The organism is Aliivibrio wodanis (assembly GCF_052920805.1).
In genome coordinates this window covers 2,350,993-2,366,761 of record NZ_JBREXA010000002.1, presented here as the reverse complement: position 1 = coordinate 2,366,761, position 15,769 = coordinate 2,350,993, and the positions used below count along the sequence as shown (strand labels likewise).

Genomic DNA, 15,769 nt, shown 5'->3' with positions numbered 1-15,769 from the left:
TTTATCTGTAATATTATGATTTTGAAACCTTCGTTATACTGCTTTACCAGTTATGCTTGAAGCTTTTTATACATATGTTTTACCTCAATAAATAATTCTTTATGGCTACAACTTCGCATTATGCGAATTATTTAATTAAAAAAATTAGGATATATTATGTCTAAAACAACTGGTATCGTTAAGTGGTTTAACGAAGAGAAAGGTTTCGGTTTCATTACTCAAGATAACGGCGGCGCTGACGTATTCGTTCACTTCCGTGCTATCGCAACTGAAGGTTTCAAAACTCTGAAAGAAGGCCAAGCGGTAACTTTCACAGTTGAACAAGGTCAAAAAGGCCCACAAGCTGCAGACGTTACTCCAGCTTAATTCGAATTTTCGAATAAAATTTTTAAATGCTGACTTCGGTCGGCATTTTTTTTATCTGTCATTTAATTGGTATTAGATTTCAGATACAAAAAAAGAAGCAGTTATCGCTTCTTTTTTTATGACCAAATACCGATAAAATAGGTATAAGTATTTATATATTAACTATTTTTTGTTGGACGTTGCCAATTAGCAATACGACGATCTTTAGCTCGACTAATGTAAAGTTCATTTTCAGCCACATCTTTAGTTACTGTAGAACCAGCTCCTACAGTCGCGCCATTCGCTATCGTAATTGGAGCAATAAGCTGACAATCAGAGCCAACAAACACATCATCACCAATTACTGTCTTAAACTTATTTGCACCATCGTAATTACACGTAATTACACCAGCACCAACATTTACACGCTTACCAATCTCAGCATCACCAAGATACGTTAAATGGTTTGCTTTAGAACCCTCACCTAGACGAGCATTCTTCACTTCAACAAAGTTACCAACATGCGCATCATTACACAGCTCTGCACCTGGACGTAGACGAGTAAATGGGCCAACCGTACACTCTTCACCAACCGTAGCGCCTTCAATAACGCTATATGGACGAATAATCGTATTGTCATCAATTTCACAATCTTTAAGAACACAACCCGCACCAATCATTACGTTATCACCAAGAGTTACATTACCCTCAATAATCACATTTACGTCGATTTCAATATCCATACCGCACTGTAATGATCCTCTAAGATCGAAGCGGTTCGGATCTCGAAGCATGACTCCTTGTTCTAATAATTTTGTTGCTTGAGCAAATTGATAAGCTCTTTCTAAACGAGCAAGCTGGGCACGATCATTAACCCCTTCAACTTCAATAGGGCTTACAGGGTGAACCGCTTCTACTGCGCGACCTTCACTGTGTGCTGCTGCAATGATATCTGTTAAATAGTATTCACCTTGAGCATTTTCATTCTTAAGAGCAGATAACCAACGCTTTAAATCGCCGCCTGTAGCAACCATTACACCAGTGTTAATTTCTTTAATAAGCTTTTGCTCTTCCGTTGCATCTTTCTGCTCTACAATCGCAATTACAGGGCCATTACGACGAATAATACGGCCATAACCCATAGGGTTATCTAGCACAACAGTTAATAATGCAATACCACCTGTTGGCTGAGCATCTAATAGATTTTCTACTGTTTCAGCACTGATCAAAGGTACGTCCCCATAAAGGACTAAAACTTTCTCATCATCAGCAAATTCTGGTGCAGCTTGGTTAACCGCATGACCGGTACCTAATTGCTTTTCTTGAAGAACCCAATGAACATTCTCTTGAGACAGCTCAGCCTGCATTTGATCACCACCATGACCATAAACCAGGTGGATATTTTGAGCACCAAGTCCCTCACACGTATCGATCACATGTTTAGCCATTGGCTTACCAGCTAAAGTGTGAAGTACTTTAGGTTTGTTTGAGTACATACGAGTGCCTTTACCCGCCGCCAAAATTACTGCACTAAAGTTCATAAAAAGCCTATTTCATTTATACGCTAGCTTAACTTACTAGCTTTATTGAATAATTAAATACTAAATCCATTATCAACTTATATCATTTATCTAATGAACAGTTGCTAATGGGATGAATATTTGGATTGATATTATATGCTAAAAAGCATTTAAGTAGGTAAGAAACACATCAAAGTTGTAAGCCTTTAAAAAGAAAAGGCGACCTAAATAGGTCGCCTTCTTTCTAATGGTGCTTGATTAACGCGAACGTTTTGTCAGCTCGATAACTCGAAGCTGTGCGATCGCTTTAGCCAAATCACTGGCCGCTTGAGCGAAGTTAATGTCGCCATGCTGATTCTTAATATTTTCCTCAGCCTTGCGTTTAGCTTCTTCTGCCTTAGCTGCGTCTAGGTCTTCACCACGGATTCCGGTATCTGCCAAAACAGTTGCCGAACCAGGTTGAACCTCAACCATGCCACCAGAGACATAAATGTACTCTTCGTGACCGTGTTGTTTAACAATACGCACCATACCAGGCGTGATAGCGGTCAGCAGCGGTGCGTGACCATGGAAAATACCAAGTTCACCTTCGCTTCCGCTCACCTGCATCGTTTCAACAAGTCCTGAGAATAATTTTTTCTCAGCACTTACAACGTCCAGGTGAAAGGTCATTGCTGCCATATCGCCTCCTAATCAGCCTTATAGCTTCTTCGCATTCTCAAGCGCTTCTTCAATCTTACCGCAGTACATGAAGGCTTGCTCAGGAACGTCATCGTAATCACCAGCTAATAACCCTTTAAAGCCAGCTAATGTGTCTTTAAGTGGTACGTAAATACCTGGGTCGCCTGTGAATACTTCCGCTACGTGGTAAGGTTGAGTTAAGAACTTCTCAATCTTACGGGCACGAGATACAACTTGCTTATCTTCTTCAGATAGCTCGTCCATACCTAGGATAGCAATGATGTCTTTTAGCTCTTTATAACGCTGTAATGTAGATTGTACATTACGTGCGATATCATAGTGCTCTTGACCAACAACAAGTGGATCAAGTTGACGAGATGTTGAATCTAACGGGTCAATCGCAGGGTATAAACCCATTGATGCGATATTACGGTTAAGTACAACTGTCGCATCTAAGTGAGCAAACGTTGTTGCTGGAGATGGATCCGTTAAGTCATCCGCAGGTACATATACCGCTTGAACTGAAGTGATAGAACCACTACGAGTTGAAGTGATACGTTCCTGAAGAACACCCATCTCTTCAGCTAGTGTAGGTTGGTAACCTACTGCTGATGGCATACGACCTAGTAGAGCTGATACTTCAGTTCCCGCTAGCGTATAACGATAGATGTTATCAATGAATAGTAAAACGTCACGACCTTCGTCACGGAAACGCTCTGCCATTGTTAGACCAGTCAAAGCAACACGTAAACGGTTACCTGGTGGCTCATTCATTTGACCGTAAACCATCGCTACTTTTGATTCTTCAGGTTTTTCGATGTTTACAACACCAGCTTCCTGCATTTCAAAGTAGAAATCATTACCTTCACGAGTACGCTCACCTACACCTGCAAACACAGATAGGCCAGAGTGTTGTAGTGCGATGTTGTTGATAAGTTCCATCATGTTGACAGTCTTACCTACACCAGCACCACCGAATAGACCGATTTTACCACCCTTAGCGAATGGACAAATTAAGTCGATTACTTTAACACCCGTTTCTAGAAGTTCAGTCGAGTTAGACTGCTCTTCATAGCTAGGTGCTTCGCGGTGAATTGAATAATGCTCTTCAGCACCAATCTCGCCACACTCATCAATCGCGTCCCCAAGAACGTTCATGATACGACCTAAGGTTTTAGTACCTACTGGAACAGTAATTGGTGCACCAGTATTTTCTACTGTTAAACCACGACGTAAACCATCTGAGCTACCCATAACGATTGCGCGTACAACGCCACCGCCGATTTGTTGTTGAACTTCAAGAACAAGACGTTCTTTTGCTTCAATAACATTCAAAGCATCGTATACGCGAGGTACACTACCTTGTGGGAACTCTACATCAACTACCGCACCGATGATCTGTACGATCTTACCTGTAGTCATCGTTAATCCTCTAAACTGTTTAAATACCTATGCTTAAACCGCTGATGCGCCTGAAACAATTTCAGAAAGCTCTTGTGTAATCGCCGTTTGACGGGCTTTGTTATACACAAGTTGCAGTTCATCAATAATGTCACCAGCGTTATCAGTTGCCGCTTTCATCGCAATCATTCGCGCTACGTGTTCGCAGGCTAAATTCTCAACCACACCTTGATAGACTTGTGATTCAACGTATCGAATCAATAAAGCATCTAGTAATGGTTTAGGCTCAGGCTCATAAATATAGTCCCAAGAATGAGTGCGTTTCATTGCTTCATCTTCAGATTTAGGCAAAGGAAGTAATTGGTCAATTGTTGGCTCTTGTACCATTGTATTAATGAACTTATTGCTCACTACATACAGGCGATCCAACTGGCCTTCATCATATTTCTTAAGCATCACACCAACAGTACCGATCAATTCTTCTAAGCTAGGTTTATCACCTAGACCAGAGTTTTGAGCAATAACGTTACCGCCATAGCTATTAAAGAATGCTGTTGCTTTAGAGCCGATAACGGCTAAATCAATTTCAACACCATCTTCTGACCATGTTTTCATTTCTGCCATGACTTTTTTAAACAAGTTAATGTTTAAGCCACCACACAAACCACGATCACTAGAAATAATAATGTAACCAACGCGCTTAGCTTCGCGCTCCTCAAGGTATGGATGATGATACTCAAGGCTACCAAGCGCTAAATGACCGATTACTTTACGTATTGTCTCAGCATATGGACGAGACGCTGCCATCGACTCTTGCGAGCGACGCATTTTAGAAGCGGCTACCATTTCCATTGCTTTCGTGATCTTTTGAGTGCTTTTTACACTCCCGATCTTGTTACGAATTTCTTTCGCACCGGCCATCGTTACTCTCCGTTTTCGGGTGACCCATTACAGGCCACCAACGAATTACCAGGTCTGGGTTGCTTTAAAGTCTTCAACCAGTTTAACAAACTGAGCTTCAACTTCTTTATTCCAAGCACCCGATGAGTCGATCTCTGTTGCTAGATCGGCAAATTGACCACGAGCATACGACAGCAATGCTTCTTCGAAATCAGCAAGCTTAGAAAGCTCAACATCATTCAAATAACCTTTCTCAGCTGTAAAGATAACTAGAGCTTGATCAAAAACAGACATTGGAGCGTACTGCTTTTGTTTCATTAACTCAGTTACTTTCTCACCATGATCAAGTTGCTTTTTAGTCGCGTCATCAAGATCAGATGAGAACTGAGCAAACGCTGCTAGTTCACGATACTGTGCAAGAGCAGTACGAATACCACCAGACAGTTTCTTAATGATCTTAGTTTGCGCAGCACCACCTACACGAGATACAGAGATACCTGGATCTACCGCAGGACGAACACCAGCGGTGAACAGTTCTGTTTGTAGGAAGATCTGACCATCGGTAATCGAGATTACGTTGGTTGGTACGAATGCAGATACGTCACCAGCTTGAGTTTCGATGATAGGTAGAGCAGTTAAAGAACCTGTTTTACCTTTCACTTCACCATTAGTGAAATTCTCAACATACGCTTCGCTTACACGAGCAGCACGCTCTAGTAAACGGGAGTGTAAATAGAAAACATCGCCAGGATACGCTTCACGACCCGGTGGACGTTTCAGTAGTAGAGAAATCTGACGATAAGCTACAGCTTGCTTAGATAGATCATCATAAACAATCAGAGCATCTTCACCGCGGTCACGGAAGTATTCACCCATCGCACAACCTGAATACGGTGCAAGATATTGCAGCGCAGCAGATTCAGAAGCAGAAGCAACAACAACAATAGTATTAGCTAATGCGCCGTGCTCTTCTAGTTTGCGTACTACGTTAGCAATTGTTGATGCCTTTTGGCCAATCGCAACGTAAACAGAGAAAATACCAGAATTTTTCTGATTAATGATCGCATCAATCGCCATAGCTGTTTTACCAGTCTGACGGTCACCGATGATTAGCTCACGCTGACCACGGCCGATTGGGATCATTGAGTCAACTGACTTATAGCCAGTCTGTACAGGTTGGTCTACTGATTTACGATCGATTACACCAGGTGCAATCACTTCTACTGGAGAAGTTAGTTTCGCATCAATAGGGCCTTTACCATCAATTGGCTCACCAAGTGTGTTTACAACACGACCTAGCATTTCAGGGCCTACTGGTACTTCAAGGATACGACCAGTACCTGTTACTTTCATGCCTTCCTGTAGGTTAGCATATGGGCCCATTACAACAGCACCAACTGAGTCACGCTCAAGGTTAAGTGCTAGCGCGTAACGGCCACCCGGTAATTCAATCATTTCGCCTTGCATAACGTCTGCAAGGCCGTGGATACGAATGATACCGTCGCTTACCGAAACGATTGTACCTTCGTTGCGAGCTTCACTTACAACGTTGAATTTTTCAATACGTTGTTTGATTAGATCGCTAATTTCCGTGGAATTAAGTTGCATGCTCCATTCCCCATCAAGACTGCAATGTTTCACTCAGGCGGCTCAAACGGCCACGTGCTGAGTTATCAATGACTAGGTCTCCGGCTCGAATTATGACCCCAGCTAGTAGGGCCTCATCTACGCTACAATTCAGCTTCACTTTACGCTCTAAACGAGCTTCAAGTTTGGCACTAATGTCAGCTTTTTGCTGTTCTGTCAGCTCAACTGCTGAAATAACTTCAGCATCAATCATTTTTTCAAACTCATGTTTTAAAAAGATATATTGATCTAACACATCAGGTAGAACCTTCAAACGGCCGTTTTCAGCCATTACATGAATCAGGTTCTGTCCAAACTCGTTCAATTGTTCACCACAAATTGAAATAAAGATTTCTGACAGTTTTTCTGGTGCAACAGCACCATCAAGCAACTGAGCAACGTCTTCATTTCTTGCGACTTCTGAACAAAAAGTTAGCATTTGAACCCATTGGTCCAATTCGTTCTTTTCGACCGCAAAGTCAAAAGCTGCTTTCGCGTAGGGGCGTGCGATCGTTGTCATTGTCGACATATCTTGGCCCCTTTTACTTACAATTTCGCAGTGATGTTATCAAGAATATCTTTCTGCGCTTCTACATCAATAGAACGCTCCAAGATTTTCTCGGCACCAATCACAGCCAGAGTTGCAACTTGTTTACGCAGTTCATCGCTAGCGCGTTTGCGTTCAGATTCAAGTTCAGCTTCACCTTGTGTAAGAATCTTCTGACGTTCTGTCAGAGCTTCTTCACGAGCTTCGTCTAAAATTTGACCTTTACGCTTATTCGCTTGTTCGATGATCTCAGTTGCAGCGCGCTTTGCTTCTTTCAGTTGATCAGAAGCATTGGCTTGTGCCAAATTAAGGTCTTTAGCTGCGCGTTCAGCGGCAGATAAACCGTCAGCAATTAACTTCTGACGTGCCTCGATCGCTTCCATGATTGGTGGCCATACATATTTCATGCAGAACCAAACAAACATAGCAAAAGCGATTGCTTGACCAAGCAGAGTTGCGTTCATATTCACAACAGCTACCCCTCGTTAAGAATCAGCTACAAAAATTCAATTAGCAAAAGGCTAAATTAGCCTGCTAGTTGACCAACAAATGGGTTAGCAAATGTGAATAGTAGCGCGATTACGATACCGATCATTGGAACCGCATCCAATAGACCAGCGATGATGAACATCTTAACTTGTAGCATTGGAGCCATTTCAGGTTGACGAGCTGCGCCTTCCAGAAACTTACCACCAAGAATAGCAAAACCAATTGCTGTACCTACAGCACAAAGACCAACAATAATAGCTACTGCGATAGCTGAAAAACTAAGAACGGTTTCCATTTATATTCTCCAATTGAATAGATAGAGTTGTATTAAAAATTTAAATTAATGATCGCCATCTTCATGAGCCATTGACATATAAACTATCGTCAACATCATGAAAACAAATGCTTGGATTAAGATAACCAAAATATGGAAAATAGCCCAAGGTAACGCACCGACCCATTGTAAATACCAAGGTAACATTGCAGCGATTAGGATAAATACCACTTCACCAGCAAACATGTTACCAAATAAACGCATACCTAGAGAAAGAGGTTTAGCTAATAGCGAAACAACTTCAATAAGTAGGTTAAATGGAATCATAATCCAGTGATTAAATGGGTGTAATGCCAATTCTTTTGCAAAACCACCTAGGCCTTTTACTTTAATGCTGTAGTAAATCATTAAAGCAAACACACCAAGAGCCATTGCCATAGTAATGTTTACATCAGCAGTAGGAACCACCTTAAGATAAGGGATACCTAGCCAATGTTCAGCAGGGTAAGGTAAGAAGTCAATTGGAACTAAATCCATGACATTCATAATTATTACCCAACAAAATATGGTTAAAGCTAGTGGAGCAACCAAAGGGTTTCTGCCGTGGAAAGTCTCTTTTACGTTACCATCAACGAATTCAACCACCATTTCGACGAAACACTGTAATTTACCTGGTACTCCAGTCGTTGATTTCTTAGCTACAGAACGAAATACCCAAAGGAATAACACACCTGTTAGCACAGAAAAAAACAAACTGTCTATATGCACATTCCAAAAACTTAATTCATCAACAATACCTAATTTCCCTAACGAGAGATTTTGCAGGTGATGATTAATATATTCAGTAGGCGTTGACGCAGACATAACTTTTCCTATTTCCTGTTGTTAATAAAGAAAACTGGTGCAAAGATATTACTACCCAGTACCAGCAAATAGGTTAGTTTGAGGGGAACAAGTTCCACCTCTGTATACACGTAAACAATAGAAAATAAAACAATTGTTATAAGAATTTTAAGCACTTCACCCAGATAGAAAAAAGCAGCAACCATTTTAGCAGCTCTTGCCCCACTGAACATAAATGCACATTTTGAAAACACTAAATTAGCAATAATAAAAATACTACCACCAACTAATGCTGACATTCCCCAACTAGCACTAACGGCTATGCTCATCCCTATTGTCATAACTGTAGTGACACTTAGCTGAATCAATAACAATCGCTTTGCAAGCAAACGCCCTGGTTTAGCAAGCGTAACTACCATGTATTCTTCCTTAAAGCATCTTTGCCTTGACATAAATCAACACAAGGCGAAGATTTTGCAAAAATTATACGTTGCACCCATATGAATGCAATCAAATAGCATTAAAAAGTTACATTTATGAGAACAAAGCAGTAACTTTTACGACGTAAAATATGATTTTACTTTGAAACACTGTTTTATATCACACTTCGCTTTCTAGCTTTGCGATCAGTTGTTCTAATTTGTGAGCCTCGTCAAAGCTAATTGTTAACTTCCCTTTGCCGGATGAATTTCGGCTAATCACAACCTTAGAACCTAATGTTAAAGATAACTTATCTGACATTGCTGTCATTTCAGGATCTTCCTTAACAGATATACTCTCTTTTTCTGGTGAAAGTAATGCTTTTACGTGCTGCTCTGTTTGGCGAACTGTCAACTTCTTCTTAATAACAAGGTTAGCAAGTTCAATCTGTGGATCTTTTTCTAATGCCAAAAGCGCGCGAGCATGGCCCATCTCTAGAGATTTACTTTCAACCAGAGCTTTAACTTCACTAGATAACGCATTTAAGCGCAATAAGTTAGTAACGGTTGTACGAGACTTACCAATAACATCTGATATTTGCTGATGAGTAAGCTCAAACTCTTTTTGTAAACGCTCTAAAGCTTGTGCTTCTTCAATAACATTCAAATCTTCACGCTGAATATTTTCGATTAATGCCATGGCTATAACCGCTTTATCTTCAACCGATTTAACAACGCATGGAACGTATTTTAAGCCTGCTTTCTTAGCTGCACGAAAACGTCTTTCACCTGCAATAATCTCATATTGTTGCTCTGCTATTTGACGAACAACGACAGGTTGAATGATACCTTGAGAACGAATTGAAGCCGACAACTCTTCTAAAGAGTCTTCTTCCATTGCTTTTCTAGGTTGGTATGGACTCGGGTTTAACTGATGAATACTTACATCAATCAATTGAGTCTCTTTAGACATAGCTTCACTTTGATCGGCAGCGGTTTCTTTTTCACGAGCATGCGAACTTGTCGCTAATAGGGCATCTAACCCTTTGCCTAAACCACGTTTGTTACCCATGAATTTCTGTTTCCCTTTCTTTTTCCATTTCGTCACGGCGAATTATCTCTCCGGCAAGAGCTAAATAAGCTTTTGCACCATTTGAGTATTTATCATAATACATTGCAGGTTTACCATGACTTGGCGCTTCAGCTAAACGTACATTTCGAGGAATAACAGTGCGATATACTTTATCTCCAAAATGTTTCTTTAGTTGATCAGATACATCATTTGCTAAGCGATTACGAGGATCAAACATGGTTCTTAATAAACCTTCAATCTTCAAATCAGCATTCACTACAGCGGCTAATTTACCAATTGTATCAATCAAAGCCGTTAGTCCCTCTAGTGCATAATATTCACACTGCATAGGAACTAATACAGAATCTGAGGCAGCCATGGCGTTAATTGTAAGGAGATTTAGCGCAGGAGGGCAATCTATAAAGATGAAATCATAGTTACCACGAACCGAAGCAATCATATTTCGCAGGCGAATTTCACGAGCAAATACTTCCATTAATTTAATTTCAGCGGCGGTAATATCGCCATTTGCTGCAATCAAATCATAGCCTCCAGAAGTCTCTTCTATCACGACTTTCTCAAAAGGAACTTCGTCAACCAACAACTCATACGCCGTCGCATCTACATCGTATTTGTCTATACCACTTGCCATAGTGGCATTACCTTGAGCATCAAGGTCTATTAGTAAGACTTTACGATGTGTTGCAGCCATAGAAGCGGCAAGATTCACCGCCGTTGTTGTTTTGCCTACACCACCTTTCTGGTTCGCAATAGAGATAACTTTTCCCACACTAACCCCATTTCATTATTTCTGTCCGGCTAAGGTGACTAAATGTCGCTCACCCTCTAACTCCGGTACGATTAATGTCGTTACACTTTTAACAGAACACCACTCAGGAAGATCATTTGCTTCATCTTCAGAGTAAATACCTTTTAATGCTAAAAATACACCGTCTTCTTTTGGTAAATGATGACACCAATTTACCATATCTGTCATTGATGCAAATGCACGACTTAGGACTGCATCAAATTTTTCTTCAGGTTGAAACTCTTCAACACGACTCTGAACTGGTGTTACATTGGTAATTTTTAATTCGTGAATCACTTGCTTAATAAAGCGAATTCTCTTACCTAAGCTATCTAGTAGAGTAAATGATTTCTCAGGATTCATGATCGCTAATGGGATCCCAGGTAAGCCTGGTCCAGTACCGACATCAATAAAACGTTCACCAGGCAAATTAGGACTAACAACAATGCTATCCAAAATATGCTTAATTACCATTTCACTCGGATTTCTTACCGATGTGAGGTTATACGCTTTATTCCACTTATGAAGTAGAGCTACATAACCAAGTAGCTGTTCTTTTTGCAATTCAGAAACATTTAATTCTGTTTGAGCAATTAAATGGTCAAATTGTTGAGATAAATCGCTCACGTTACTCACCTTTCTTTAATAAACCGTGTTTCTTTAAATGAACTAATAAAATAGAAATTGCAGCCGGTGTAATACCTGAGATACGAGAAGCTACTCCGAGTGTTTCTGGTTTTGCATCACTCAATTTAGCAACCACTTCATTTGAAAGACCTTTAACTTTACTGTATTCCAAGTTAAATGGCAGTTTTGTATTTTCATGGCGTAATGATTTTTCAATTTCATCACGTTGGCGCTGAATATAACCCGCATATTTTACTTGGATTTCAACTTGTTCAGACGCTTGAGAATCTTCAATTGCTGGTGCAAAGTTTTCAAGTGAAACCAATGTTGAATACGTCACTTCAGGACGGCGAAGAAGATCTTCTCCGCTTGCTTCGCGTACGATCGGACTTTTTAAGATCGAGTTCACTTGATCAATATTTTCTGATTTTGGGTTGATCCAAATATCTTTTAAGCGTTGACGCTCTTTTTCAATATTTTCCACTTTTTCATTAAATCGAGCCCAACGAGCATCATCAACTAAACCAAGTTCGCGGCCTTGCTCTGTTAAACGTAGATCTGCATTATCTTCGCGTAAAGACAAACGATATTCGGCACGGGATGTAAACATACGGTATGGTTCTTTAGTACCAAGTGTTGATAAATCATCAATTAATACTCCCATGTACGCTTCATCACGACGTGGGCTCCAGCCTTCTTTGCCTTGAGCAAACAAACTTGCATTAAGACCAGCCATTAAACCTTGAGCAGCGGCTTCTTCGTAACCGGTTGTGCCATTGATTTGGCCAGCAAAGAATAGACCTTCAATAAATTTAGTTTCATAAGTCGATTTTAAATCACGAGGATCAAAGAAATCATACTCAATTGCGTAACCTGGACGCACGATGTGTGCATTTTCAAACCCTTTCATTGAGCGAACAATTTGCAATTGAACATCAAATGGCAAACTTGTTGAAATACCATTTGGGTATAATTCGTGAGTCGTTAAGCCTTCTGGTTCAATAAAGATTTGGTGGCTGTCTTTGTCAGCAAAGCGCATCACTTTATCTTCAATTGAAGGGCAATAACGAGGACCAATACCTTCGATAACACCAGCATACATAGGGCTGCGATCAAGATTTTTACGAATTACATCATGTGTTTTTTCATTGGTGTGAGTGATAAAACAGTTGATTTGTTTTGGCTGTTGCTCACGACTACCCATAAATGAAAATACAGGGGTAGGGTTGTCACCAGGTTGTGCTTCTAAATTTGAAAAATCTACAGTACGAGCATCAATACGTGGTGGAGTGCCTGTTTTTAGGCGATCGATCCTAAATGGACGATCTCGTAAACGTTGAGCAAGAGTGATCGAAGAAGGATCTCCTGCACGGCCTCCTGAGAAGTTTTCCATGCCAATATGTATCTGACCCCCTAAAAAGGTACCAGCCGTCAATACAACGGATTTAGCACGGAATTTAAGGCCCATTTGAGTAACAGCCCCGATAACTTTATCGTTTTCAATGATCAGATCATCAACTGCTTGCTGAAATAAAGTTAAGTTTGGTTGGTTTTCTAATACTGAACGAACAAACGCTTTGTATAACGCTCTATCTGCTTGAGCACGTGTAGCTCGAACTGCTGGGCCTTTAGAAGCATTTAGTGTTCTAAATTGAATACCGGCATGATCAGTGGCTTGTGCCATTAATCCACCTAAAGCATCCACTTCTTTTACCAAATGGCCTTTGCCGATCCCACCAATTGCAGGGTTACACGACATCTGACCTAATGTATCAATGTTATGAGTGAGTAGAAGTGTCTTTTGTCCTGTTCTAGCTGCAGCAAGTGCTGCTTCAGTACCAGCATGACCACCGCCAATAACAATGACATCAAAGTTTTCTTGGTAAAACATGATTAGACCTTAGGTGTTATGAAAATAGTGAGAAGAATTTAATTTAAGAGATCTATTTTACCCTTTTTCTAGCTTGGAAAGAAACGAAAAAGTGAGGAAGTTCAAAAAAGAAAGATCGCTTAATATATATAAGATCTTTTAAAGAGATCCTTTATTAGATCTATTATATAGATCGCCGATCTCTGTGGATAAGTGATAAATGATCAATAGGATCATATACTTTGGATCGATCTAAAGTTGTTACTTTTCTTTGATCTTCGATCGGATTACTTGAGGACAAATAGCTTACTTATCCACACGCATGTTGAGCCTTAGATCTTATTCAATGGATAACTATAAGTTGATCACTGGATCTTTGCATAGTTATCCACATAGTAGCTATTTTCTATTTAATAACTTTTGTTACGTTTACAGATCGAATTATTAACAAATGTTCTGTTTTAGCCACAACTCAGCAGGTTCTTCAGGAATGCTGCTTTGGGTTATATCAATTTCTAAAAGTGGGTATTTTTCTATTGCACCGAGCTTAAGAAGGGTGTTTTGTAGAGATTTACCTGCTGCACAGTAGGTATCATAGTTCGAATCACCGATAGCAATAATGCCAAACTCTACTTCTGAAATATTACTAGCGTTATCGGATAACTGTTGAATAAAAGGTTTGATATTATCTGGGTAATCACCTGCTCCATGGGTTGATACAACTAATATCCAGAAGCTATTCACTTCAATTTCAGCAAGATTTGGTTGATTATGGATATCTGTCATAATATCCATTTCTTCTAATAAATCAGCAATGTGATCGCCTACGTACTCAGCGCCACCAAGAGTACTCCCCGTAATAATAGATACGTTTTTCATGAATTTTTCCTATAAAAAATGGGCTATTACAGCCCATTTGTGTGTGATGATCTAGGTAAGTATTAATGTAGTATTATTTACCAATACAGAATGAAGTAAATATGCGGCCTAATAAATCATCTGAAGTAAATTCACCAGTGATTTCACTTAAGTGTTGTTGAGCGATTCTAAGCTCTTCTGCTAAGATTTCACCTGCCATATAGCCTTCAAGCTGTTGTTGTCCTATATCAAGATGCTGAGCCGCTTTTTCTAGTGCTTCTAGATGGCGTCTACGAGCCATAAAACCACCTTCTTGATTACCAGAAAAACCCATACACTCTTTTAAATGTTCACGTAGAGCATCAACACCTTCGCCAGTTTTTGCAGATAAACGAATAAGTGTTGGATCGTTAACATGACAGATACCAAGCTCTTCGCCTGTTTGATCTGCTTTATTACGGATCACTGTCATGCCCATTTTTTCTGGTAGTCGGTCAAGAAACTCTGGCCAAATTACTTTAGGATCGGTAGCGTCTGTTGTTGTGCCATCAACCATAAATAGTACTCGGTCGGCTTGGGCTATTTCATCCCAAGCTCGCTCAATACCAATACGCTCTACTTCATCAGAGGCTTCACGAAGGCCAGCAGTATCAATGATATGTAAAGGCATGCCATCAATGTGAATATGCTCTCTTAGTACGTCACGCGTGGTTCCTGCTATATCAGTAACGATAGCGCTGTCTTTACCAGATAAGGCATTTAGTAGGCTAGATTTACCCGCATTAGGGCGTCCAGCAATAACTACTTTCATGCCTTCACGCATGATCGCCCCTTGATTAGCTTCTTTACGAACAGCATTTAAGTTATCAATGATCCCTTGTAGATCACCGCTAACTTTGCCATCAGCAAGAAAATCGATCTCTTCTTCTGGAAAATCAATGGCGGCTTCAACATAAATTCGTAGGTAAATAAGTGATTCTACTAAGGTGTTAATTTTGTCTGAGAATACCCCTTGAAGTGAATTTAAGGCAGATTTTGCTGCTTCTTCAGAGCTGGCATCAATTAAATCAGCAATCGCTTCAGCTTGTGCTAAGTCCATTTTGTCATTTAAGAAGGCTCTTTCTGAGAACTCTCCAGGACGAGCTGTGCGTATGCCATCGATTTTTAAAATACGTTTGATTAGCATATCCATAACGACAGGGCCACCATGACCTTGCAGTTCTAGAACGTCTTCACCAGTGAATGAATGAGGATTTGGAAAGTAAAGTGCAATACCTTGATCAAGTTCTACACCGTTTTTATCTTTAAACGGGGTGTATTCAGCGTAACGAGGCTTAAGAGCCTTTCCTACTACTTCTAGAGCGACTTGTTGAGCTTTAGGGCCTGAGACTCGAATGATGCCTACGCCGCCTCGGCCAGGGGCTGTTGCTTGTGCAACGATAGTGTCTGTATGTAATGTCATGATTATTCTTAATGTCTATTGCTTGAG

Annotated in this window: 17 protein-coding genes; 1 reads left to right on the top strand and 16 read right to left on the bottom strand. The window is 40.3% G+C overall.

Annotated features, from left to right (window positions below; translation table 11 throughout):
- Positions 1-156: 156 nt before the first annotated feature.
- Entirely contained in the window at positions 157-366 is a 210-nt protein-coding gene (gene cspE / locus ACU5DF_RS18885) for a transcription antiterminator/RNA stability regulator CspE (protein ID WP_045103224.1), read from the top strand.
- A 158-nt stretch (positions 367-524) separates the two neighbouring features.
- Here cspE and glmU read toward each other — a convergent pair whose 3' ends face one another.
- The 16 genes from glmU to mnmE form a co-directional block, all read right to left on the bottom strand.
- Positions 525-1,886 carry a bifunctional UDP-N-acetylglucosamine diphosphorylase/glucosamine-1-phosphate N-acetyltransferase GlmU gene (glmU, locus tag ACU5DF_RS18880; RefSeq protein WP_446713865.1) on the bottom strand — a complete coding sequence of 454 codons (1,362 nt, stop codon included), beginning with the start codon at positions 1,884-1,886 and terminating at the stop codon, positions 525-527.
- Between the two features lie 237 nt (positions 1,887-2,123).
- On the bottom strand, positions 2,124-2,546 hold the full coding sequence (locus ACU5DF_RS18875) for a F0F1 ATP synthase subunit epsilon (protein WP_045103226.1): 423 nt from the start codon (positions 2,544-2,546) through the stop codon (positions 2,124-2,126).
- An 18-nt stretch (positions 2,547-2,564) separates the two neighbouring features.
- Complete coding sequence (gene atpD / locus ACU5DF_RS18870) at positions 2,565-3,968, bottom strand: F0F1 ATP synthase subunit beta (RefSeq protein WP_045103227.1); 1,404 nt, start codon at positions 3,966-3,968, stop codon at positions 2,565-2,567.
- 33 nt (positions 3,969-4,001) lie between these two features.
- On the bottom strand, positions 4,002-4,868 hold the full coding sequence (atpG, locus tag ACU5DF_RS18865; RefSeq protein WP_045103228.1) for a F0F1 ATP synthase subunit gamma: 867 nt from the start codon (positions 4,866-4,868) through the stop codon (positions 4,002-4,004).
- A gap of 45 nt (positions 4,869-4,913) precedes the next feature.
- Positions 4,914-6,455 carry a F0F1 ATP synthase subunit alpha gene (gene atpA / locus ACU5DF_RS18860; RefSeq protein ID WP_045103229.1) on the bottom strand — a complete coding sequence of 514 codons (1,542 nt, stop codon included), beginning with the start codon at positions 6,453-6,455 and terminating at the stop codon, positions 4,914-4,916.
- A gap of 13 nt (positions 6,456-6,468) precedes the next feature.
- On the bottom strand, positions 6,469-7,002 hold the full coding sequence (atpH, locus tag ACU5DF_RS18855) for a F0F1 ATP synthase subunit delta (protein WP_446713864.1): 534 nt from the start codon (positions 7,000-7,002) through the stop codon (positions 6,469-6,471).
- 17 nt (positions 7,003-7,019) lie between these two features.
- Positions 7,020-7,490: a F0F1 ATP synthase subunit B gene (gene atpF, locus ACU5DF_RS18850; RefSeq protein WP_045103231.1), complete on the bottom strand. Its 471-nt coding sequence runs from the start codon at positions 7,488-7,490 to the stop codon at positions 7,020-7,022.
- A 56-nt stretch (positions 7,491-7,546) separates the two neighbouring features.
- Entirely contained in the window at positions 7,547-7,804 is a 258-nt protein-coding gene (gene atpE / locus ACU5DF_RS18845; RefSeq protein WP_004411110.1) for a F0F1 ATP synthase subunit C, read from the bottom strand.
- Between the two features lie 45 nt (positions 7,805-7,849).
- The gene (atpB, locus tag ACU5DF_RS18840) at positions 7,850-8,647 is read right to left on the bottom strand and encodes a F0F1 ATP synthase subunit A (protein ID WP_446713863.1); all 798 of its coding nucleotides are present in this window, start codon (positions 8,645-8,647) and stop codon (positions 7,850-7,852) included.
- An 8-nt stretch (positions 8,648-8,655) separates the two neighbouring features.
- The gene (locus ACU5DF_RS18835) at positions 8,656-9,045 is read right to left on the bottom strand and encodes a F0F1 ATP synthase subunit I (protein WP_446713862.1); all 390 of its coding nucleotides are present in this window, start codon (positions 9,043-9,045) and stop codon (positions 8,656-8,658) included.
- A 181-nt stretch (positions 9,046-9,226) separates the two neighbouring features.
- On the bottom strand, positions 9,227-10,117 hold the full coding sequence (locus tag ACU5DF_RS18830) for a ParB/RepB/Spo0J family partition protein (protein ID WP_446714278.1): 891 nt from the start codon (positions 10,115-10,117) through the stop codon (positions 9,227-9,229).
- Complete coding sequence (locus ACU5DF_RS18825; protein ID WP_446713861.1) at positions 10,110-10,907, bottom strand: ParA family protein; 798 nt, start codon at positions 10,905-10,907, stop codon at positions 10,110-10,112. The genes ACU5DF_RS18830 and ACU5DF_RS18825 overlap by 8 nt, the downstream gene beginning before the upstream one ends.
- Positions 10,908-10,922: 15 nt before the next feature.
- Positions 10,923-11,552, bottom strand: coding sequence for a 16S rRNA (guanine(527)-N(7))-methyltransferase RsmG (gene rsmG, locus ACU5DF_RS18820; RefSeq protein WP_045103236.1), 630 nt, complete (start codon positions 11,550-11,552; stop codon positions 10,923-10,925).
- 1 nt (position 11,553) lies between these two features.
- Positions 11,554-13,443, bottom strand: a complete 1,890-nt coding sequence (gene mnmG / locus ACU5DF_RS18815; protein WP_446713860.1) for a tRNA uridine-5-carboxymethylaminomethyl(34) synthesis enzyme MnmG — start codon at positions 13,441-13,443, stop codon at positions 11,554-11,556.
- A gap of 423 nt (positions 13,444-13,866) precedes the next feature.
- Entirely contained in the window at positions 13,867-14,301 is a 435-nt protein-coding gene (gene mioC / locus ACU5DF_RS18810; RefSeq protein ID WP_446713859.1) for an FMN-binding protein MioC, read from the bottom strand.
- Between the two features lie 73 nt (positions 14,302-14,374).
- Positions 14,375-15,742: a tRNA uridine-5-carboxymethylaminomethyl(34) synthesis GTPase MnmE gene (gene mnmE / locus ACU5DF_RS18805; RefSeq protein WP_446713858.1), complete on the bottom strand. Its 1,368-nt coding sequence runs from the start codon at positions 15,740-15,742 to the stop codon at positions 14,375-14,377.
- Positions 15,743-15,769 lie beyond the last annotated feature (27 nt).